The sequence below is a fragment of the Streptomyces sp. NPDC020747 genome, from assembly GCF_044334695.1.
Lineage (GTDB): Bacteria > Actinomycetota > Actinomycetes > Streptomycetales > Streptomycetaceae > Streptomyces.
Genome location: NZ_JBIRTJ010000028.1, coordinates 58092 through 79140 on the forward strand (window position 1 = coordinate 58092; position 21049 = coordinate 79140).

Consider the following 21049-nt stretch of genomic DNA (forward strand, 5'->3'; position numbering starts at 1 on the left):
AACGCGAGGGAACATCTGGGAGGTACGTACATGTCCGGGACGACCACGGCCGCCGCGCGTCGCCGTCGGGAGACCGGGGCCGGTGCAAACCGCTGGGTCGTCCTCATCGTCCTCTGCGTCAGCCTGCTGCTCGTCGCCGTCGACGCCACGGTGCTGCACGTCGCCGTGCCCGCCGTCACCGAGGACCTCACACCCGGCGCGATAGAGCTGCTCTGGATCGTCGACATCTACCCGCTCGTCTGCGCCTCGCTGCTGATTCTCTTCGGCACGCTGGGCGACCGCGTCGGCCGCAGGCGCGTCCTTCTCCTCGGCTACGCGCTCTTCGGTGTCGCGTCGGCCGTCGCGGCCCTCGCCGACACCGCGCAGGTGCTGATCGCGGCGCGCGCCCTGCTAGGCGTCGGCGGCGCGATGATCATGCCCGCGACACTGTCGATCCTGCGGCAGGTCTTTCCCGACCGGCGCGAGCGGGCGCTCGCGATCGGCGTCTGGAGCGCCGTCGCCGCGGTCGGCGCGGCCGTCGGACCGCTGCTCGGCGGATTCCTGCTCGAACACTTCTGGTGGGGCTCGGTCTTCCTCATCAACATCCCGCTGATGCTCGTCAGCCTGCCCGTCGGACGGCTGCTGCTGCCCGAGTCGACCGGTGACGGCGACGGGCCGTGGGACGTCGTCGGCGCGCTGATGGCCGCGGCCGGGCTCTTCGGCGTCGTCCTCGGCGTGAAGCGGCTCGGCGGCGGGGAGGCCCCGCTGAGCGTCTTCACGGCGGTGCCGCTGCTCGTCGGCGCCGGGCTGCTCGTCGCCTTCGTACGGCGGCAGCGGCGGCGTCGGCATCCGCTGGTCGACCTGAAGATGTTCGCGCGGCCCGCGTTCAGTACGTCCGTGGGGTGCATCGTGCTCGCGATGCTCGCGCTCGTCGGTCTCGAACTGATCGCCGCGCAGTATCTCCAGCTCGTGCTGAACCTCTCTCCGCTGGAGACCGGGCTTCGGCTGCTCCCGCTGACGATCGCCGCGATGGCCGCGGGGCTGGTCGGGGCGAAGATGCTGCAGCGGTTCGGGCCGCGGACCATGGTCTGTGCCGGGTTCTGTCTCACCGCCGCGGCGGTCATCACGCTGACGGGCATGGGCAGCCACGACAACGCTCCGCTGCTGCTGACCGGGTTCGTGCTGCTCGGGTTCGGGCTCGAGGTGACGCTCTTCGGGGCGTACGAGTCGATGCTGAGCGAGGCTCCGCAGGAGCAGGCCGGCGGGGCCGCGGCGATCGGGGAGACGTCGTACCAGCTCGGGGCCGGGATCGGGATCGCGCTGCTCGGGAGCGTGATGAACGCGGCGTACTCGCCCGGGCTGGCGTCCGTTCCGGGTGTCTCCGGCGCGGAGGCGGCTGCGGCTCGGCACTCCTTGGGCGAGGCTTATGAAGTCGCGGGGCAGTTGGGTGGGGGGCCCGGGGAGGCGTTGCGGCATGCCGCCCGGCAGGCGTTCGTGCATGGGCTGCATGTGACGTTGCTGGTGAGTGCGGGGTTGTTGTTGCTGGGGGCGGTGATGGCGCTGCGGTTGCCTCGGGCCATGGAGTGTGGGGCGGCTGGTGTTGAGGTGCCTGGGCCTCGGGAGGCGGAGGCGGAGTCTTCGCTGCGGGTCGAGTCTGTCGGCTGACTGTTTGGCGTGGTTGCGTTTTCATGCCTTTCCCGCCCGCACCGCCCGTTAAGGGTGCCAGTCCGTGCGGGTTTTCCGTGGGTGGTCTCGTCGTCGTTGGCGGCCGCGGGTCCGTACGGGGTGAAGCATCGGGCGCCTCAGTCCCGTGATCTGGACGTGGGCGAGGCTGCGTCGTAGCGTCGGGCTTTGTCTGTGGTTAACAGTGCTAGTTTTCCGTGCCGGAGGCCTCTGTCGTGTCTGCTCCCTCTTCCTCTTCCTCCTCCCCTTCCTCGAAGTTGCCGCCGTTCGACCCCGCCGACCCCCTCGGTGTCGACGACCTGCTGAGCGCGGAGGATCTGGCGGTCCGGGAGACCGTGCGGGCGTGGGCGGCGGATCGGGTGCTGCCGTATGTGGCCGAGTGGTACGAGAAGGGTGAATTGCCCGGGATTCGGGAGCTGGCGCGGGAGTTGGGGGAGATCGGCGCGCTGGGGATGTCGCTCGACGGGTACGGGTGTGCCGGGGCCTCCGCCGTGCAGTACGGCCTCGCCTGTCTGGAGCTGGAGGCCGCCGACTCGGGGATCCGCTCGCTCGTCTCCGTGCAGGGATCCCTCGCGATGTACGCCATCCACCGCTTCGGGAGCGAGGAGCAGAAGCAGACGTGGCTCCCGCGGATGGCGTCGGGCGAGGTCATCGGGTGCTTCGGGCTCACCGAGCCCGATCATGGGTCCGATCCCGGGGCGATGCGCACGTACGCCAAGCGGGACGGCTCGGACTGGGTTCTCACCGGGCGGAAGATGTGGATCACCAACGGGTCCGTGGCGGGCGTGGCCGTTGTGTGGGCCCAGGCCGACGACGGGATCCGTGGGTTCGTCGTGCCGACCGACCGTCCCGGGTTCTCCGCGCCCGAGATCAGGCACAAGTGGTCACTGCGGGCCTCGGTCACCAGCGAGTTGGTGCTCGACGAGGTGCGGCTGCCGGGCGACGCGGTGCTGCCCGACGTCACCGGGCTGAAGGGGCCGCTCAGTTGTCTGTCCCACGCCCGGTACGGGATCGTGTGGGGCTCGATGGGCGCCGCGCGGTCCAGTTTCGAGACGGCGGTCGAGTACGCGAAGACGCGCGAGCAGTTCGGACGGCCGATCGGCGGCTTCCAGCTCACCCAGGCCAAGCTCGCCGACATGGCGGTCGAGCTGCACAAGGGGATCCTCCTCGCCCACCATCTGGGGCGCCGCATGGACGCGGGACGGCTGCGCCCCGAGCAGGTCAGCTTCGGCAAGCTCAACAACGTACGAGAAGCGATCGACATCTGCCGTACGGCGCGGACGATTCTCGGCGCCAACGGGATCTCGCTCGAATACCCCGTGATGCGGCACGCCACGAACCTCGAGTCGGTGCTGACGTACGAAGGCACCGTCGAGATGCACCAGTTGGTACTGGGCAAGGCGCTCACCGGTCTCGACGCGTTCCGGTAGGCGAGTTCCTACCGCTGCGCCGAGAGGCGGGTCCGGTGAGCGGCCCTGCTCAGCTCTGGTTGAAGAAGCCGTCCTGGCGGCGGGCGGCGGGCTCCCCGCTGACGATCTCGGTGTCGGCGGGGGTCAGCAGGAAAACCCGGTTCGACACACGCTCGATCGAGCCGCGCAGGCCGAAGATCAGGCCGGCCGCGAAGTCGACGACGCGCTTGGCGTCGGCCGCCTCCATGGCCGTGAGGTTCATGATGACGGGAACGCCGTCGCGGAAGAGCTCGCCGATGCCACGGGCGTCCCGGAAACTGTCCGGGGTGACCGTGCCGATCCGGCGGCCCTTCTCCTCGGCCGCTTCCGACGCCACCTTCACACGCGGGTCCGTGACCCAGGCATCCCTGGCCCCGGTCTCGGATCCTTCGGCGTATTCGTCGTCGTAGTAACGCTCGTCATCGTTGTCGTCGACGAGGCCAAGCCAGGCACTCGCCTTGCGCACCGATCCCATGTGGACGCCTCCTCTCACAGCGGTCTTTCTTTTCTCCGCATCCCCATGGTCGTGCATGATGCGGATGTCGCGCCAAGGGGATAGACGCCGCGCGGGGGTTTCGTGACGGTACTGGTGCACAGCGAATTCGTCGAGAGGCCGCGTACCCCAAGGGTCGTGCCGTACACCGCTGCTGACTGAGAGTGAAATATGATTCTTCACGGCGGACGGGTGACGGCTGGGGCGTACGGGTGAACGGGGTGGTCGGTACGATGCCGCAGCTCAACGTCGTACACACCACGGGGGATCGTCGTGTTCGGAATCGTCAGACCCTGCAGTCATCGGCTCGGGGAAAGCCTCAAAACCCAATGGATGGCGCATTTGTGCGGGCTGTGTCTCGCACTTCGCGGGGATCACGGACAGTTCGCACGGGTCGTCACGAACTACGACGGCTTGCTGATATCGGTTCTGACGGAGGCTCAGGCCGAGCGCGCCAGTGGATGGCGGCGCACGGCGGGTCCCTGTCCATTGCGCGGAATGCGGAGCGCTTCGGTAGCCCAGGGTGAGGGAGCCCGGCTCGCCGCCGCCGTCTCGCTGGTGCTCGCCTCTGCGAAGGTGCGCGATCACATGGCCGACGGGGACGGGCTGTTGGCCCGTCGGCCGGTGGCGCTCGCGGCCCGACGGGTCGCGTCGAACTGGGGACGGGCGGGTGCGCGTACGGGTTCCGACGTCGGCTTCGACACCGCCGTGCTGGTCGACGCCGTGGACCGGCAGGTGGGCATCGAGGCGCTCGCCGGGCCCGGGACCTCGCTGCTGACCGTCACCGAACCGACCGAGACCGCGACCGCCGCGGCCTTCGCGCACACCGCGATCCTGGCCGGGCGGCCCGGCAACGCGGAGCCGCTCGCCGAGGCCGGCCGGCTCTTCGGACGGCTCGCGCACCTCCTGGACGCCGTGGAGGACAGGGAAACTGACGCCGCGTCGGGCGCCTGGAATCCACTGACCGCCACCGGTACGTCCCTGGCGGAGGCCCGGCGGCTCGCCGACGACGCGCTGCACGGGATACGGCTCGCGCTGCGGGAAGCGGAGTTCACGGACGCGAAGCTGGCGCATGTGCTGCTCGCCCATGAGCTGCGCAACTCGGTGGACCGTGCCTTCGGTACCTCCTCCTGCTCGCACCAGGGGGCCGAGCTGTACGGGCCGCCACCGGGCAACCCGTACGCGCCCTCCGGGCCCGGCGGTCCGCCGCCCCCTCCCGAGCCACCGCGCCGTGACCGGCGCGGACTCCTCGCGGGCTGCGCCGTGTGGATGGGGCTGGCCTGTACGTGCCAGATGTGCTGCTGCGAGTACGACGACCCGTGGAGCGGGGAACGCAAGGAGGGACTCTGCCGGCGCTGCGACAACTGCGACGACTGCTGCGACGGCTGTGACTGCTGCGGGAACTGCTGTGACGGGTGCGGCTGCGATTGCGGCTGCAACTGCTGACCCGCCTGTCCGTCACCGTCGGGCCCAGACACTCTCGGGCCTGACGGTCTCGGGTCCGGCGGTTTCAGGCCCGACGGCCGGTCAGTTCTTGAGCTCCGGCGGTGAGATCTCCGACTTCTCGATCGCCGAGCCGGTCGTGCCCCACTTCTTGAGGATCCGGTCGTACGTGCCGTCCGCGATGAGCTTGTTCACCGCGGCCCGGAACGCGGGGGCCAGCTTCGTGCCCTTCTTGAAGGCGAAGCCGACGTCGAGACGGTGGAACTCGTTGAGGAACTTCAGTCCCTCCTGCTGGGCGACGGCATAGCGCAGCCCGTTGATGGTGCTCATCACGATGTCGCTGCGGCCCTGCTGGAGCGAGGACCAGATGGCGCCCTGCTCGCTGTAGGTCTGCACCTTGTACGCCTTCTCGCCGGCGTCGGAGCAGACGTGCTTGCTCTCCTCCAGCGTGGCCTCGAAGGTGGTCCCGGCCCCGGTCGCGACGTTCAGGCCGCACAGCTGGGCGAGGTCGGTGACCTTGTCCAGCTTGCTGTCCTCGCGGGTGGCGAAGCCCTGGCCGTCGTTGATGTAGGTCACGAAGTCGATGGTCTTGCGGCGCTCGTCGGTGACGCCGAAGTTGCCGACGCCGACGTCGTACTTGCCGCTGTCGAGCGCCGGGAGGATCGCCTCGAAGCTCGCGGCCTCGCGCTTGAGCCTGATGCCGAGGACCTTCGCGACGGCGGCCGCGAAGTCGACGTCCTGGCCCGCCAGGGTCTTGCCGTCCTCCAGATAGCTGGTGCCGGGCGGTGTGCCGCCGACGCTGACGGCGAGGGTGAGCGAGTCGGTGCCGGCGGGGAGCAGCTTCGCGGCGGAGGCGTCCGCCTTGAGGGACGAGACGACGTCCGTCGTCGGGATCTTCCGGGACGCGGCGGCGGCCTGGGTGTCGCTGCCGCCGTCGGTGCCGGATCCGCATGCGGTGAGCAGCAGCGCCGCGGAGGTGATCAGGGCGAAGGGGATGAAAAGGGTACGGCGGGGCCGTGAGGGCGTACTCATGGCGTGCGGGTCTCCTGGACAGAGAGGCCCTTCTCCTGGAGAGGAGACGGGAGCAGAGGAGAGGAACGAGGAAGCGCGAGGGGAGGGGTACGCGTGTGAAGGCATGGAGAAAGGCGGAGAAGGGCGGAGAAAGGTGGGAAACGCAGAAGGCGCCCGCCCATGAAGGGCTCGGGCGCGCAGGGGGTCAGCTCAACAGGAAGAGGACCACACTCGACCGAAGTCGATGTGGGAGCGCGTGACCAGCCACTGCTGCGAATGCATGGGAGCAAGTGGAACAGGCATCCGGTTTGGCGTCAACTGGCGTGAGACGTACGGCTCACAGTGTGGACAGCCTTGACAGCGAGGGGAAACGCACCCGTACTCTCGGTGCACGGCCCTGCTGAGGGGCTCGGCCGTGCACGCCGTACACGTCGTACGACGCCCTCGTGGCGTCCGCGTGACCTGTGTGAAGGCACCACCCGTGTTCGACTATCACGGAGCCTTCGCATGTCCTCGCAGACCCTTACCAAGGTGGCCGCGCCCGAAGACGCGGTGCCCCTGCGCATCGTCCCGAGACGCCGCCTCGGCCAGTGGACCGCCGCCGGCGTCGTCCTGATCCTGTTCGGGCTCGCCGTCAACTCCGTCGCCCGCAACGAGGCGTTCCAGTGGGACGTCGTCGGTGACTACTTCACGTCCGCCTCGGTCCTGCGCGGTCTCTGGCTCACCCTCTGGCTGACCGCGCTCGTCATGGCGCTCGGCTTCGCCCTCGGCGCGCTGCTCGCCGCGTTCCGGCTCTCCGCCAACCCCGTGCTGCGCGCGGTGAGTTGGGGGTACGTCTGGCTCTTCCGGTCGATGCCGATCCTGGTGCAGCTGCTGTTCTGGTTCAACATCGGGGCGCTCTACCCGACGATCCTCGGGGTCAGGACCGTCAACCTGCTCGGGCCGGTCACGGTCGCGGTCATCGGGCTCACCCTGCACGAGGCCGCGTACGCCGCCGAGGTGGTCCGCGGCGGGATCCTCTCCGTCGACCGGGGTCAGGTCGAGGCCGCCGAGGCGCTCGGGCTGAGCCGGTGGCGCCGCTGGTGGAGGATCGTGCTGCCGCAGGCCATGCGCTCCATCGTGCCGCCGGCCGGGAACATGCTGATCGGCACGCTCAAGGGCACGTCGATCGTCAGCGTGATCGCCGTGCAGGACCTGCTCTACTCCGTGCAGCTCGTCTACCACCGCACGTACCAGGTCATCCCGCTCCTGATGGTGGCCACGCTCTGGTACGTCGTCGTCACCTCGGTGCTCAGCGTCGGCCAGCACTACGTCGAGCGGCACTACGCGCGCGGTTCGGAGCGCACGCGATGAGCTCGGCACGCCCTTCGCTGGTGATCGTGGGAGCCGGGCCGCGGGGGACCGGACTCCTGGAGCGGATCGCCGCCAACGCACCTGAGCTGTACGCGAGTTCGGGCGACGGTCTGGATGGTCCGGTCGGCAGCTCCGTCGGTTCGGTGGGCCTCGACATCCATCTCGTCGACCCCTATCCGCCGGGCGGCGGCCGTATTTGGCGTGAGGCTCAGCCGCCGCTGCTGTGGATGAACTCCGAGGCGCAGGACGTCACGATGTTCACCGACGAGACGGTCGACATGGCCGGACCGGTGCGCGAGGGCCCCACACTGCACGAGTGGGCCGCACTCGACGGACGTGTCTTCGCGGACCGGCAACGGCAGGGCACGTACATGCGCTGGGTCTACGAGCAGACCGTCGCCGCGCTTCCGCCGGGCATCCGCGTCCACCATCACGCCCGCCGTGCCCTGCGGGTCGTCGGTCCGCACGAGGGGCGCCAGCAGGTGTGGCTGGAGGGTCGGCCGCGTCCGCTCCTCGCCGACCTGGTCGTCCTCACGCTCGGCCATCTCGACGCCGAACTGGACCAGGAACAGCGTGAGTTGGCCGCGTACGCCCGCGCCCACGATCTCGTCCACCTGCCGCCGGACTTCACCGCCGACAGTGACCTGTCCGCCCTCGCGCCGGGCGAACCGGTGCTCGTACGCGGCTTCGGGCTCGCCTTCGTCGACCTGATGGTGCTGCTGACCGAAGGGCGTGGCGGGCGCTACGAGACGGGCGCGCACGGGGAGTTGACGTACCGGGCGTCCGGGTGCGAGCCCGTGCTGCACGTCGGGTCGCGGCGCGGAGTCCCGTACCACTCGAAGATCGGCTACGACTGGACCGGTGAACGGCCGCCCCTGCCGCGGTTCTTCGGGCCGGGTGAGGTGGACGCCCTGCTCGCGCGCCCCGGTGGGTTCGACTTCCGGCGGGACGTGTGGCCGCTCGTCGAGAAGGAACTGGGCTTCGCGCACTACCACCGGCTGTTCACGGCACACCCCGGGTGCACGGCCATGGCCTGGACGGACTTCGAGGAGAAGTACGCGGCCGGTGACAGCGCCGAGATCCAGGCCCTGGTCGCCTCGGCCGTGCCCGACGCCGCCGACCGGTTCGACCCGGCCGCGCTCGACCGTCCGCTGGACGGGGTGCGCCATGCCTCGTACGACGAACTCCAGGACGGTCTGCGGGCCTACATAGAAGGGGATCTGACCCGGCGTCACGACCCCTCGCACAGCCCGGACATGGCGGTCTTCCTCGGACTCCTGTCCGTCTACGGGCAGTTGGTGCGGCTCGGTGACATCGGGTCCTGGTGGCACGGCTTCTTCAGCTACCTGGCGTCGGGGCCGCCCGGACCGCGGCTGCGGCAGATGCTCGCCCTGTCCCGGGCGGGGGTGCTCAGGTTCCTGGGCGCCGGCATGACCGTGTCGGCCTCGGACGGTGTCTTCCGGGCCGGGAGCGCCGGTGTGCCGGGGGAGTACGTCGAGGCCCGGGCGCTCGTCGAGGCGAGGCTGCCGCATCCCACGGTCGAGCGCACGCGCGACTCGCTGTTGCGTGAGCTGTACGCCGAGGGGGCCGCGGCGACGCCCGAGGGGCTGCTCGCCGTGGACCCCGCCGACGGGCGGGTCCTCGACCGCTCCGGCGCCCCGCATCCACGGCGGTTCGCGCTCGGACCGCACACCGACGCCCGGGGCTCCGGCGCGTTCACCCGGCCGCGCACCGGAGGGCCCGCCTTCCGGCAGAACGACGCAACGGCGCGTGCCGCGCTGGCCTTTCTGCGCGCGCTGTCCTGTAGCGCCGCCGCGTAACCAAGCCCTCTACACCCCCCCGGCACCCCCGCTCGCTTCCTTCGCGCAGAGGACCCCCATGTCGCTGACCAGTGATCCACCCCTCACCAGAACAACCGCCGAGCCCGAGGACTACGGCGCGCTCAAGGTCGTGCCCGTACGACATCCGTGGCGCTGGGTCGCGGTGACCGTGACCGCCGTGCTGCTGGCCCAGTTCGTCCACGGGCTCGCCACCAACTCCGGCTGGGAGTGGGAGGTGTTCGCCGAGTTCTTCACCGCGGAGGTGATCCTCAAGGCGGTCTGGGTGACACTCCAACTCACCTTCTACGGAACGGCGTTGGGGTTCGCGCTCGGCATCGTCCTGGCGTTCATGCGGCTGTCGGCCAGCCCGTTCCTGAAGGCCGTCTCCTTCGCGTACATCTGGGCGTTCCGGTCGATCCCGCTGATCGTGCAGCTGCTGTTCTGGTTCAACCTCGCCTACCTCTACCAGGAGTTGGAGTTCGGTATCCCCTTCGGGCCCGGCCTCTTCTCCTTCGACACGATGGGCCTGGTCGGCGCGATGAGCGCGGCCGTGCTGGGGCTGGCCCTGCACCAGGCCGCGTACGCAGCTGAGATCGTGCGCGGCGGCGTACTGTCCGTCGACAGCGGGCAGTTGGAGGCGGCCGCCGCGCTCGGCATCCCCAGGCTGCGGCAGATCCGGCGGATCGTGCTGCCGCAGGCGATGCGCTCCATCCTGCCGAACGCCGCCAACGAGGTGATCTCCCTCTTCAAGGGCACCTCGATCGTCTCCGTCATGGCGATCGGCGAACTCTTCTACCAGGTCCAGGTCATCTACGGACGCAACGGCCGGGTCGTACCGCTGCTCATGGTCGCGACGGCCTGGTACATCCTCCTGACCACCGCGCTCTCGGTCCTCCAGTACTACGTCGAACGACACTTCGCGAAGGGAAGCACCCGATGAGCGCGCCGCTGACCAAGGACCTGGCCAAGGACGGGGCGGCCGCCGCCCCCATGGTCGACATCAAGTCCGTCCACAAGAGCTTCGGTTCGCTGGAAGTCCTCAAGGGCGTCGACCTGGAGGTGCGGACCGGTGAGGTCACCGTCGTCCTCGGCCCGTCGGGATCCGGCAAGTCCACGCTGCTGCGGACCATCAACCACCTGGAGAAGGTCGACCAGGGCTGGATCAGCGTGGACGGCTCGCTGGTCGGCTACCGGCGCTCCGGCGACAAGCTGTACGAGCTGCGCGAGCGGGAGATCCTCAGGCAGCGCACCCGGATCGGGTTCGTCTTCCAGAACTTCAACCTCTTCCCGCATCTCACGGTGCTGGAGAACATCGTCGAGGCCCCGGTCTCCGCTCTGAAGCGGCCCCGCAAGGACGTCACCGAGGCCGCGCGCGGGCTGCTCGACCGGGTTGGGCTCGCCGACAAGGCCGGCGCCTACCCGAAGCAGCTCTCCGGCGGACAGCAGCAGCGCGTGGCCATCGCCCGCGCGCTCGCCCTGGAGCCGAAACTGCTGCTCTTCGACGAGCCGACGTCCGCGCTCGACCCCGAGCTGGTCGGTGAAGTCCTCGACGTCATCAAGGACTTGGCCCACCAGGGCACCACGATGATCGTCGTCACCCACGAGATCGGCTTCGCCCGCGAGGTCGCCGACACCGTCGTCTTCATGGACGACGGCCGCATCGTCGAACAGGGCGCCCCCGGCGACGTACTCGACCGGCCGCGGCACGAGCGCACCCGTGCCTTCCTCTCCAAGGTTCTCTGAACCGGCGGTTTCTCCGCACCGGCGGTTTCTCTGAACCGGCCGCCGTCCGATCGTTCCAACCTCTCTTCCCACACCAGGAGTTCACCCGTGATATCCCGACGCACCCTCGCCGCCTCCGTCGCCGCCCTCGTCGTCGCTCCCCTGCTCAGCGCCTGCGGCGGTGACAGTGACGCGGCGACCGGGACGGGCAGCTCCGGCACCAAGAAGGCCGGCGGCGTCAACATCGGCCCGGACCAGAACCGGATCCGCGGCAAGAAGGTCGACGAGATCGCCGCGCTCGTCCCGGCGGCGATCCGTGGGCGCGGCACGCTGAAGCTCGGCCAGAGCGCCGACGCCTCGCCGCCACTCGGCTTCTACGCGACCGACGACAAGACCAGAATCGGCTCCGAGATCGACCTCGCGACCATCGTGGCGGACACCCTCGGGCTGAAGCTCGACAACGACGAGGTCTCCTGGGAGAACCTCTTCGTCGGTCTCGACAGCGGCAAGTTCGACGCCGTCTTCTCGAACGTCACCGTCACCGAGGAGCGCAAGGAGAAGTACGACTTCGCGACCTACCGTCTCGACAACATCTCGTTCGAGGCGAAGAAGGGCACCGACTGGAAGATCGACGGCCCCGAGGACGTCGCGGGCAAGACCATCGCGGTCGCCTCCGGCACCAACCAGGAGAAGATCCTCGTCGACTGGAGCAAGCAGAACGAGAAGGCGGGCCGCAAGGCGGTCACCATCAAGTACTTCCAGAAGGACACGGACTACTACCTCGCCCTCCAGTCCGGCCGTATCGACGCCTATCTGGGCCCCAGCCCGTCCGCCGCGTACCACGTGGCCACGGCAGGGCAGTCGCAGGTCATCGGCACGCTCTCCGGCGCCGGCGACGACCTCCAGGGCAAGATCGCCGTCACCACGAAGAAGGGGAGCGGGCTCGTCGACGCGTACGCGGCAGCCATCAACCACGTGATCGAGGACGGCAGTTACGGGCGCGTGCTCAAGCGCTGGGGCCTGTCGAGCGAGGCCGTGCCGAAGTCGGAGATCAACCCGCCCGGCCTGCCGAAGATCTAGGGGATCCCGCGGCGCCGGCGGTCGCGACCCCCGGAGTGTTCGGGAAGTCCGCGACCGTCGGCGCCGCGCGGGACGGAATACACCGGCGCGACGCCGCGCTCACACCTCGGGCCGGCGGAGCCCGTGTGGAAGGGTTGATCACATGACGACGGAACACGGGGCGGCGGACGCGGCCGAGGAGTGGAAGCGCTGGCACGAGCACCGCACCGAGACGGTGTCCGCGCCTTACGGCCCGCTCGCGCTCAGCGGCACCCACTGGATCGAGGACCATCCGGAGGGGCTGCTTCCGGGTATGCCCGGCCGGTGGTCCCTGGACACCGGCGGTGACGCGGTCGTGCTGACGGCAGCCGTGGCCGACGGACTCCTCGTGGACGGGGAGCCCTTCGCCGGTGAGGTCCGGCTCGGGGCCGACCCCGGCCCGGCCGCCACGGCCCGGGTCGCCCACGGCGAGCGCCGGTTCGTCGTCCTCGTACGCGAAGGGGCTCTGGGCGTACGCGACTTCGATCCCGCCTCCCCGGCCCGGCAGGCGTTCCGGGGCATCGAGGCGACGCCGTACGATCCGCGTCGGTCGGTGCCGGGCCGCTTCACGCCGTACGGGGAGGACCGGACCGTACGCGTGGCGAACGCCGACGGACGGGAGCGCGGGCTCGGGCTCGGCGGTGAACTCGCCTTCATGCTGGACGGGCAGGATCTGACCCTTCAGGTGACGGTTCAGGGGGACGGATCGCTGTGGGCTGTTTTCGGCGATGCCATGAGTGGGAACGGCAGCTACCGCTTCAGGTTCCTGCGCCCGGCGGCTCCCGACGCCGAGGGGCGCACGACGGTGGACTTCAACCGGGCCCTGCTTCCACCCTGCGCATTCGCGGACCACTTCATCTGCCCATTCCCGCCGCCGGGCAATACTCTGAGCGCGGCGATTGCCGCCGGGGAACGCAATCTGCTCCGATAATCCGCACGTAATCCACACACCGCCGTCGATGAGATCAACTGCCGTGGGACATACGTAAGTTGAACACCGCGCGGCCGAAAGGCGCCCTTGCGCCCGTCGGGTGCGCGGCCGAATACTCCCCCCAGCGCCTTGTCAGGGACACGGCGTGTCCGGAATCCGGGCATTTCCCCTGGCGTGCGCCTCACGGGCCCCGACCCCACGCGGGCCCCCGACTTCCCTTTGGAGGGAACGAACAGTGAGGACCAAGCGCACCACCCCCCGCAGCGGAATAGCGAGACGGACCCGGCTGATCGCCGTCACCTCCGGACTCGTGGCCGCGGCCGCATTCACCATCCCTTCCGCGAACGCGAGCGACGCGCAGACGTTCAGCACCTCCCAGCTGAAGAGCGCCAGCTCTTCGGTGCTCAAGGCCGATGTGCCGGGCACCGCCTGGGCGACCGACGCCAAGACCGGCAAGGTCGTCGTCACGGTCGACAGCACCGTCTCCAAGTCGGAGATCGCGAAGATCAAGCGGGCCGCGGGCACCAACGCCGGCGCTCTGCAGATCAAGTACACCCCGGGCAAGTTCAACAAGCTGATCAAGGGCGGCGACGCCATCTATGCGAGTAGCTGGCGCTGCTCCCTCGGCTTCAACGTCAAGAACAGCGCGGGAGCCGACTACTTCGTGACCGCCGGTCACTGCACCGACGGCGCCGGCACCTGGTGGTCGAACTCCGGGCACACCACCACCCTCGGCTCGACGGCCGGCTCCAGCTTCCCGACCAACGACTACGGGCTGGTGCGCTACACCAACACCTCGGTCGCCAAGGAAGGCACCGCGGGCAGCGTGAACATCACCAGCGCCGCCACCCCGGCCGTGAACACGAACGTCATCCGCACCGGTTCCACCACCGGCACCCGCACGGGACGCGTCACCGCGCTGAACGCGACCGTGAACTACGGCGGCGGCGACATCGTCTACGGCATGATCCAGACCACGGTCTGCGCCGAGCCCGGCGACTCCGGCGGTCCGCTCTACGGCAGCAACGGTGTCGCCTACGGTCTGACCTCCGGCGGCAGCGGCAACTGCACCTCCGGTGGCACCACGTTCTTCCAGCCGGTCACCGAGGCGCTGAGCGCCTACGGCGTCAACGTATTCTGACCGGTACGCGCCACATCGACACCCGCGTGACCTGACTGCAGCCAGCAGCAGACGAGCCCCCGCACCGCCGTTCGCGGTGCGGGGGCTCGTCCTTGGCCGTGGGGGATCGCCGGTGCGCACGAGAAAGATCCGGGGGAACAGGGAAGTGGCTTCCGACCAGCAGCGCCATGTACGCCGCAGTCCGCTGCTGTTCACGACCCCGCTGGTGCTGCTCGTGGTGCTGGCGCTGGTGCTCCTGTGGGAGATCGCGCGCGGCAACGTGACTGGGGAGCTCAGCCGCCAGTGGCCCTGGCGGCTGCGGCTGATGGACACGGACGCGCTGGGCAGCCTGCTGGCGGTCGCCCTCGCCGCGGTCCTCGGCCGGGCGCAGTACGCGCGAACGGTACGGCCCGCGCTGGGCTGGCGCTCGTCCTGGGTGCCCGGCGCCTTCGCCCCGGACGAGCCCGCCTGGGAGGTGGGCGTCCTGAACGGCGGTCCGCAGCATGCCGTGGTGGAGCGGGTGGAGTACCGACTCGTACCGCACGACGGGGCTCCCGGGGCCTGGACCGACCACGCGGGGCTGCTGAGGGAACTCGCCGCGATGGGGCTCGTGCACGGCAAGCACTACCGGCAGATACACGTCGGCGCGGGTTTCCCGCTCCCGGGCGCCACCGGGTACGAGACCGCGCCCCACGGTGCGTACACCCAGCGGTTCGTCGACGAGATCGACGAGTTGCGGCTCCGGCTGCGGGTGACGGACGCCGTGGGCGACAGCCATGAGCGGGTGATGGAGCTGATGCGCGGGGCACGGCTGGAGCGGCCGGGGGCCGCGGGGGGCGGGCTCATAGTGGGGCCCGGGGTGTGAGGCGGCCCCGGGGTGCGAGGGGCCTCGGGTGTGAGGTGCTCCGGGGGTGAGGTGGTGGCCCGGGGTGTGAGGTGGTGGCCCGGGTCAGGTGTCGGTCCGTGGGGTCGCGCACAGCCAGTCCAGTACGTCCGGGAGGGCCTCCAGGGCCGAGAAGTGGCTGCCCTTCGGGTCCAGGACCGGGCGGGCGCGGGGGATGCGTTCGGCCAGCCACTCGAAGTGGCCCACCGGGGAGAAGGTGTCCTCGGCGCCGTGCCACAGCAGTACGGGGCGGGTGATCCGCGCCGGGTCGAAGCCCCAGTGGCTCAGCAGCGCGAGGGTGTCGTCGAGCCAGCCGTAGGCCGACTCGCGCAGCGCCTCACGGTAGTTGCGCAGCAGCATCTCGCTCACCGCCGGGGTGGAGACGATCCGGCGGTCGGTGTCGGTGAGGCCGTCCTTGATCGACGCGAGGAGCTGTGCCGGGTCCGCGCGGATCGCGGCGGCCCGGGTGGCGAGCCGGTCCGCGAACTCCAGGGGATCGGTGAGCGCCTGCGTGAACTCCTCGACGTTGGACCTCGCCATCCCGTCGAACCAGTTCAGTCCCTCGGCGACCGGCGGCGCGAGACTCGCCATCGCCGCCACCCGCCGCACCCGTGAGGGCAGCAGTGCGGCGCACGCCAGCGCGTGCGGGGCACCGCCCGAGCGGCCGAGCACCGCGAACCTCCCGAGCCCGAGTCCGTCGGCCAGCGCCGCCACGTCCCGCGCGGCCTGCGCCACCCGGCGTCCGGGACCGCGGTCCGAATCCCCGTACCCCGGCCGGTCGTACGCGATGAACCGCACCCCGGGACGCCCGGCCATCAGCTCCGCCGGCACCGCCCCGTGCCGGCAGCCCGGTGTGCCGTGCAGCAGGATCACCGGGCTGCCGTCCGGGTCCCCCCACTCCTCGAACGCCAGCAGTCGTCCGTCCCGCATCCGTATCCCGTTCGGCACCTCGGTCCTCCATCTCCCCTTCGCGTCCGCGCCGGAGTTACCGTCGAAGTACACACCTGTTGCGCCCGATACGGACCCTGGGGGTCGTAATGATCGAGGAGCTGGTGACGGCGGGAGTGGCTCTCGCGTCCGTCGGAACGGTGTACGCGATGGCGGCGGCCCGCGTCGTCAAACAGTACGAACGGGGCGTGGTGCTCCGGCTCGGCAAGCTGCGATCCGGGGTGCGTGGTCCGGGATTCACCATGATCGTGCCCTTCGTGGACCGGCTCCAGAAGGTCAACATGCAGATCGTGACGATGCCGGTACCCGGGCAGGACGGCATCACGCGGGACAACGTCACGGTGCGCGTGGACGCCGTCATCTACTTCAAGGTGGTGTCCGCGGCCGACGCGATCATCCAGGTCGAGGACTACCGGTTCGCGGTCTCCCAGATGGCGCAGACGTCACTGCGTTCGATCATCGGCAAGAGCGAGCTGGACGATCTGCTCTCCAACCGCGAGAAGCTCAACCAGGGTCTGGAGCTGATGATCGACAGCCCGGCGGTGGAGTGGGGCGTGTCCATCGACCGCGTAGAGATCAAGGACGTGTCGCTGCCGGAGACGATGAAGCGGTCGATGGCCCGGCAGGCGGAGGCCGACCGTGAGCGCCGGGCCCGGGTCATCAACGCGGACGCCGAGCTCCAGGCCTCCAAGAAGCTGGCGGAGGCCGCCGGGGTGATGTCCGAGCAGCCCGCCGCGCTCCAACTCCGGCTGCTGCAGACCGTGGTGGCGGTCGCCGCCGAGAAGAACTCGACGCTCGTGCTGCCCTTCCCCGTCGAGCTGCTGCGGTTCCTGGAGCGCGCGCAACAGCCGGCCCAGCAGCAGCCGGCGCCTCCCGCGCCCCAGGTGCAGCAGCAGCCGTCGGACGGGACGGCTCAGCCACAGCAGTCGTTGCCCGAGGCCCAGCAGCGTCCGATTCAGCCGAAGGAGCTCTCGACGCAGGCGCAACAGCTGTTGGCGCAGTGGCAGCAATCGATGCAGGAGCAACTCCCGCCCGTCGAGACACCGTTGGATCCGGACTTCGGAGGGTCGAAATCCGGACAGGACTAGACCTCACAGGCTGGCGTTAGTTACTCGCTCGTAGTGTTTGCTATGGGAATCGACGTGGTGAGACGGCCACTTGTCAACGCGCGTCAACCATGCTGGGGCGTGCGTCCGTTGTGGCACGCGCGTCCTGAAGTCGACCTTGTGTGCTCCCGTACGGCCTCGGAATAGTGGTCGGCGTCCGTTGGCATGGACGCGGCTTTTATTGCGAGTCGGGCCCATGTCCGTACACCTTTCGGTCTCGGTGGCCCCCCACGGCCGCCGTTTCCGACCCCCCACAGGAGGACACAAGTTGAAGCACCGACGCATACCCAAGCGGCGGGCGGCCGTGGCAGGTGCGGGCATCGCCGCACTGGTCGCCGCGGGAGTCACCTTGCAGAGTGCGAACGCGAGTGAGACCGCGCCCACTCCCGAGCTCAAGATCCTCTCGGTCACGGCGGCCGGAAAGCTCGCCTCGACGCTCGGCAAGGACCTCGGCACGGACGCGGCGGGAACGTATTACGACGCGAAGGCGAAGAGCCTCGTCGTGAACGTCCTCGACAAGGCCGCGGCCGAGACCGTCGAGTCGGCCGGCGCCAAGGCCAGAATCGTCGAGAACTCCCTCGCCGAACTGAAGGGCGCCCGTACGACGCTGAAGCAGGACGCGACCATCCCCGGCACCTCGTGGGCGGTCGACCCGGCCACCAACAAGGTCGTCGTCACCGCGGACCGTACGGTCAAGGGCGCGAAGATGGCGCAGCTGACCGAGGTCGTCGACGGGCTCGGCGCCAAGGCCGAACTCAAGACCACGAAGGGGGAGTTCAGGCCCTTCGTCGCGGGCGGTGACGCCATCACCGGTGGCAGCGGCCGCTGCTCGCTCGGCTTCAACGTGGTCAAGGGCGGCGAGCCCTTCTTCCTCACCGCCGGGCACTGCACCGAGGGCATCACCAACTGGTCAGACTCGTCCGGCACCGAGATCGGCGAGAACGCGGACTCCAGCTTCCCCGACAACGACTACGGCCTGGTGAAGTACACCGCGGACGTGGACCACCCGAGCGAGGTGAACCTCTACAACGGTTCCGCCCAGGAGATCACGGGTGCGGCGGAGGCGACCGTCGGGATGAAGGTCACCCGCAGCGGGTCCACCACCCAGGTGCACGACGGGTCGGTGACCGGACTGGACGCCACCGTGAACTACGGCAGCGGCGACATCGTGAACGGGCTCATCCAGACCGACGTGTGCGCGGAGCCGGGTGACAGCGGTGGGTCGCTGTTCTCGGGCAGCAGCGCGATCGGACTCACGTCCGGTGGCAGCGGGGACTGCACCTCCGGTGGGGAGACGTTCTTCCAGCCGGTGACCGAGGCGCTGTCCGCCACGGGGACCGAGATCGGCTGACGGTCCGGTTCCGGTGGGCTCGGAGCCCCGTTCCCACCTTTCGGGTGGGGCGGGGCTCTTGCGTTGTGGGAGGGCGTGGGCGCGTGAGGGCTGGTCGCGCCCCTCGGCGGAGCCGCAGTTGTCAGGACCTGTGGACGGGAGAGGCACCGACCCAGCGGTGGTAGGCGTCCACATCGACGTTGCTGCCGCACACGATGGTGGCCACGTGTCGGCCGGCGAAGCGGTCACGGTCTTCGAGGACCGCCGCGATGCCGAGCGCGGCCGATGGTTCGACGACGAGGCCGGCGTGGTGGAGGAGCATCCGCATACCGGCGGTGATCGACGCCTCCCGGACCAGGACGGCGTCGTCGGCGACCAGGAGGAGGTCGTCCAGGACGGCCGGGATGGGACGCCGGCCGGCGACGCCGTCAGCGATGGTGTCGGTCGAGTCGGTGGTGACGACGCGCCGCTCGCGCCACGAGAGTGTCAGCGCCGGTGCGCCCAGTGGCTGGACGCAGATCACCTCGACCTCGGGCGCCAGGGCCTTCACCACATGACCCACACCGGTGGCCAGTGCCCCGCCGCCGAGCGCGATCAGGACGGTGTCGAACTCCGGCACGGGATCCACCAGTTCCAGGCCGATGGTCGCCGCGCCCTCGCAGGTCTCGATGTCCAGGCTGTCCTCGACCAGCCGGACGCCGTCGTACCGGGCGATGGCCGCTGCCCGCTCGCGAGCCAACTCGTGGTCGCCGTCCACCAGTTCCAGCCTGGCGTCCAGCGCGCGGATGCGATCGAGCTTGGCCACCGTCGCGAAGCGGGACGCCACGACGGTGACGTCGAGATCCCGGCCGCGGCCGGACCAGGCGAGGGCCTGGCCGAGATTGCCCGCGCTGGCGCACACCACGGCTCGCGGGCCGTTGCCGGCGAGCAGGCTCGCGATGACCTCGGTGCCGCGGGCCTTGAAGCTGCGGACCGGGTTCGCCGTTTCGAGCTTGATGCTCACCGCGCACCCGAGGCGGGGCTCCAGCGCCTCGCAGCGGTACAGCGGAGTGTCGAGGAAAACCGGGTCGATCACCCGGCGGGCCGCCCGGATCCGAGCGGTGTCGAGACGCGTCTCCTGCACGGCACAGCAGCGTAGCGTCGCCGGCTCTGTTCCATTGAGTGATTTTCGAGGGCTGTGGCGTGGAGTGGTGTGGTCCGGGTGACGCGTGATCAGGCGGCGGTCTCCGCACGCTCGACCAGGAGGCCGTTCTCCGAGCGCGTCGCCCGCGCGGGCGAGGGCGACGAGGTGGGCTCCGGCGCCCTCGCGGCGGCGAGGATCCGCCGGGCGCCCGCGCGGGCGATCCCGTCGACCGTCGATCGCCGGTCAGGGAGCCGGACTCGGTCGAGCCGTCGGTGTTCACTTCGCCGAGTACGGGTGTGCCTTCCCGAGCAGCACGTCCCGGTCCGGCAACGGCGTGCGGCCGGGGCCGCTCCATCTCATTGCGTCAGCCGTTGTCAGGGGCGCCCTTGGGGGCGGAGTCGGCTCGTTCGGGTTTGCGCAGTGAGCCCGCCAGGAGTGTGACCGCGCTGCCGACCGCCGCCCAGGCCGAGAGGACCAGGAGTGAGGCTGTCGTGTCGTTGCCCTTGAAGTAGGCGATCGAGCGGGCCGCCCAGGTGCCGGCGCCCGGGGGCAGGGCGGGGCCGATCGCCTTCCAGAACGGGGGCAGCATCGGGGGCGGGAGGGCGCCGCCCGCGCTCGGGTTGCCCAGGATGACCACGAGCAGTACGGCCACTCCGATGCCGACGACCCCGAAGAGGCACTGGAGCGCGAGCGTGGCCGCTCCCACCGCGAAGGTGATCAGCGCGCCGAGCCCCCAGAGGGCCCAGACGCTGCCCGGCAGGGCTCCCAGGACCGGCCCGACGATGACCGCGCCGCCGAGTCCGCCGACGATCGCGACCACGGCCATGGCGGCGAGCCGGATCGCCGCGCGCCGGGGGTTGGCCGGCCGTGCGCCCGCGCTGATCGCCAACGCCGACGCGCACAGATAGCCGCCCACGCACCAGCCGACGACCAGGTAGAAGGTGGTGAGCCCGTTGGCGTCCTGCGCGTCGGCCGGGACCACGTCGACGGTTCTCACCGTGCGTCCCTGGTCCTTCTCCAGCCCGGTGGTGAGCGCGACCAACGTGTTGGCCAGGACCTTGCCGCCGCCGGACGCGACCAGCAGGGTGTCGGTGGTGCCGGCCGGGTCGATCACCAGGGCGCCGTCGATGTCGCGGTTCACGATCTGATCGCGTGCCGTCGCCCGGTCGGGGAGCGCGCGAGGGTCCAGGGGCTTGCCGGGGAGCTGCTTCAGACGGGCCACCGCCTGGTCGGCGGCGGCTCCCGGGGCGACCACCCCGAACGGCACGTCCTTCGGCTTCGGGTTGTGCAGCGCCCCCACATAGGAGGCGATGAAGAGCAGTTGCAGGGCGAGCACGCCGATGACGAGCAGCGTGGCCCGCGGAGTGACTCCGTCCTTCACCTCTTCGAGGAAGGTCCGGCGTGGGGCCCCGGCTGTCTGTGTCATGCCCCCACGGTCCGAGCCGCCCGGCGTTTGCGCAGGTGGGACGGGCCCGAACGGATGTCGTACACATGTTCGGGAATTGGTCTATGGTGGGGGTGAGGAAGTAGGGAACAAGTGTTCGAGGGCTGGCGTGGG

Annotated in this window: 18 protein-coding genes; 13 read left to right on the forward strand and 5 right to left on the reverse strand. The window is 70.0% G+C overall.

Features of this window, described 5'->3' with window-relative positions; all coding sequences use genetic code 11:
- Nucleotides 1-30 precede the first annotated feature (30 nt).
- Together ACH4YP_RS45410 and ACH4YP_RS45415 are read left to right on the forward strand one after the other, a co-directional pair.
- Entirely contained in the window at nucleotides 31-1644 is a 1614-nt protein-coding gene (locus tag ACH4YP_RS45410; protein ID WP_361064630.1) for an MFS transporter, read from the forward strand.
- Nucleotides 1645-1919: 275 nt separating this feature from the next.
- Entirely contained in the window at nucleotides 1920-3092 is a 1173-nt protein-coding gene (locus ACH4YP_RS45415; protein WP_398497305.1) for an acyl-CoA dehydrogenase family protein, read from the forward strand.
- Nucleotides 3093-3141: 49 nt separating this feature from the next.
- On the opposite strand, the gene ACH4YP_RS45420 is transcribed toward ACH4YP_RS45415, so the two are convergent.
- Nucleotides 3142-3585: a cell division protein SepF gene (locus ACH4YP_RS45420; protein ID WP_398497268.1), complete on the reverse strand. Its 444-nt coding sequence runs from the start codon at nucleotides 3583-3585 to the stop codon at nucleotides 3142-3144.
- A 291-nt stretch (nucleotides 3586-3876) separates the two neighbouring features.
- Between ACH4YP_RS45420 and ACH4YP_RS45425 the strand changes: the two genes are divergently transcribed.
- Complete coding sequence (locus tag ACH4YP_RS45425; protein ID WP_398497270.1) at nucleotides 3877-5049, forward strand: DUF5685 family protein; 1173 nt, start codon at nucleotides 3877-3879, stop codon at nucleotides 5047-5049.
- 81 nt (nucleotides 5050-5130) lie between these two features.
- Here ACH4YP_RS45425 and ACH4YP_RS45430 read toward each other — a convergent pair whose 3' ends face one another.
- A complete protein-coding gene (locus ACH4YP_RS45430; protein ID WP_398497272.1) occupies nucleotides 5131-6078 on the reverse strand; it encodes an ABC transporter substrate-binding protein in 948 nt (315 codons plus the stop codon).
- A 486-nt stretch (nucleotides 6079-6564) separates the two neighbouring features.
- Here ACH4YP_RS45430 and ACH4YP_RS45435 point away from each other — a divergent pair, with 486 nt between their 5' ends.
- The 8 genes from ACH4YP_RS45435 (at nucleotide 6565) to ACH4YP_RS45470 (ending at nucleotide 14966) form a co-directional block, all read left to right on the forward strand.
- Entirely contained in the window at nucleotides 6565-7410 is an 846-nt protein-coding gene (locus tag ACH4YP_RS45435) for an amino acid ABC transporter permease (protein ID WP_398497273.1), read from the forward strand.
- On the forward strand, nucleotides 7407-9230 hold the full coding sequence (locus ACH4YP_RS45440) for an FAD/NAD(P)-binding protein (RefSeq protein WP_398497275.1): 1824 nt from the start codon (nucleotides 7407-7409) through the stop codon (nucleotides 9228-9230). Before ACH4YP_RS45435 ends, ACH4YP_RS45440 begins: the two co-directional genes overlap by 4 nt.
- Before the next feature lie 58 nt (nucleotides 9231-9288).
- Nucleotides 9289-10170, forward strand: coding sequence for an amino acid ABC transporter permease (locus ACH4YP_RS45445; RefSeq protein ID WP_398497277.1), 882 nt, complete (start codon nucleotides 9289-9291; stop codon nucleotides 10168-10170).
- Entirely contained in the window at nucleotides 10167-10973 is an 807-nt protein-coding gene (locus tag ACH4YP_RS45450; RefSeq protein WP_398497278.1) for an amino acid ABC transporter ATP-binding protein, read from the forward strand. Before ACH4YP_RS45445 ends, ACH4YP_RS45450 begins: the two co-directional genes overlap by 4 nt.
- A gap of 87 nt (nucleotides 10974-11060) precedes the next feature.
- A complete protein-coding gene (locus ACH4YP_RS45455) occupies nucleotides 11061-12032 on the forward strand; it encodes an ABC transporter substrate-binding protein (RefSeq protein WP_361064604.1) in 972 nt (323 codons plus the stop codon).
- 142 nt (nucleotides 12033-12174) lie between these two features.
- On the forward strand, nucleotides 12175-12981 hold the full coding sequence (locus tag ACH4YP_RS45460; RefSeq protein WP_398497280.1) for a DUF1684 domain-containing protein: 807 nt from the start codon (nucleotides 12175-12177) through the stop codon (nucleotides 12979-12981).
- Nucleotides 12982-13216: 235 nt separating this feature from the next.
- Nucleotides 13217-14122 carry a S1 family peptidase gene (locus tag ACH4YP_RS45465; RefSeq protein WP_361064598.1) on the forward strand — a complete coding sequence of 302 codons (906 nt, stop codon included), beginning with the start codon at nucleotides 13217-13219 and terminating at the stop codon, nucleotides 14120-14122.
- A gap of 145 nt (nucleotides 14123-14267) precedes the next feature.
- Complete coding sequence (locus tag ACH4YP_RS45470; RefSeq protein ID WP_398497282.1) at nucleotides 14268-14966, forward strand: hypothetical protein; 699 nt, start codon at nucleotides 14268-14270, stop codon at nucleotides 14964-14966.
- Nucleotides 14967-15050: 84 nt separating this feature from the next.
- On the opposite strand, the gene ACH4YP_RS45475 is transcribed toward ACH4YP_RS45470, so the two are convergent.
- Nucleotides 15051-15932 (reverse strand): alpha/beta fold hydrolase, encoded by an 882-nt coding sequence (locus ACH4YP_RS45475; protein WP_398497284.1) that lies wholly within the window; start codon nucleotides 15930-15932, stop codon nucleotides 15051-15053.
- An 89-nt stretch (nucleotides 15933-16021) separates the two neighbouring features.
- Between ACH4YP_RS45475 and ACH4YP_RS45480 the strand changes: the two genes are divergently transcribed.
- Nucleotides 16022-17020: a slipin family protein gene (locus tag ACH4YP_RS45480; protein ID WP_361064589.1), complete on the forward strand. Its 999-nt coding sequence runs from the start codon at nucleotides 16022-16024 to the stop codon at nucleotides 17018-17020.
- A gap of 286 nt (nucleotides 17021-17306) precedes the next feature.
- Complete coding sequence (locus ACH4YP_RS45485; RefSeq protein ID WP_361064587.1) at nucleotides 17307-18389, forward strand: S1 family peptidase; 1083 nt, start codon at nucleotides 17307-17309, stop codon at nucleotides 18387-18389.
- A gap of 121 nt (nucleotides 18390-18510) precedes the next feature.
- Here the strand turns inward: ACH4YP_RS45485 and ACH4YP_RS45490 are convergent, their stop codons facing one another.
- Together ACH4YP_RS45490 and ACH4YP_RS45495 are read right to left on the reverse strand one after the other, a co-directional pair.
- On the reverse strand, nucleotides 18511-19491 hold the full coding sequence (locus ACH4YP_RS45490) for a pyridoxal-phosphate dependent enzyme (protein WP_361064584.1): 981 nt from the start codon (nucleotides 19489-19491) through the stop codon (nucleotides 18511-18513).
- Nucleotides 19492-19855: 364 nt separating this feature from the next.
- Entirely contained in the window at nucleotides 19856-20917 is a 1062-nt protein-coding gene (locus ACH4YP_RS45495) for a DUF3533 domain-containing protein (RefSeq protein WP_398497286.1), read from the reverse strand.
- Between the last annotated feature and the right edge of the window lie 132 nt (nucleotides 20918-21049).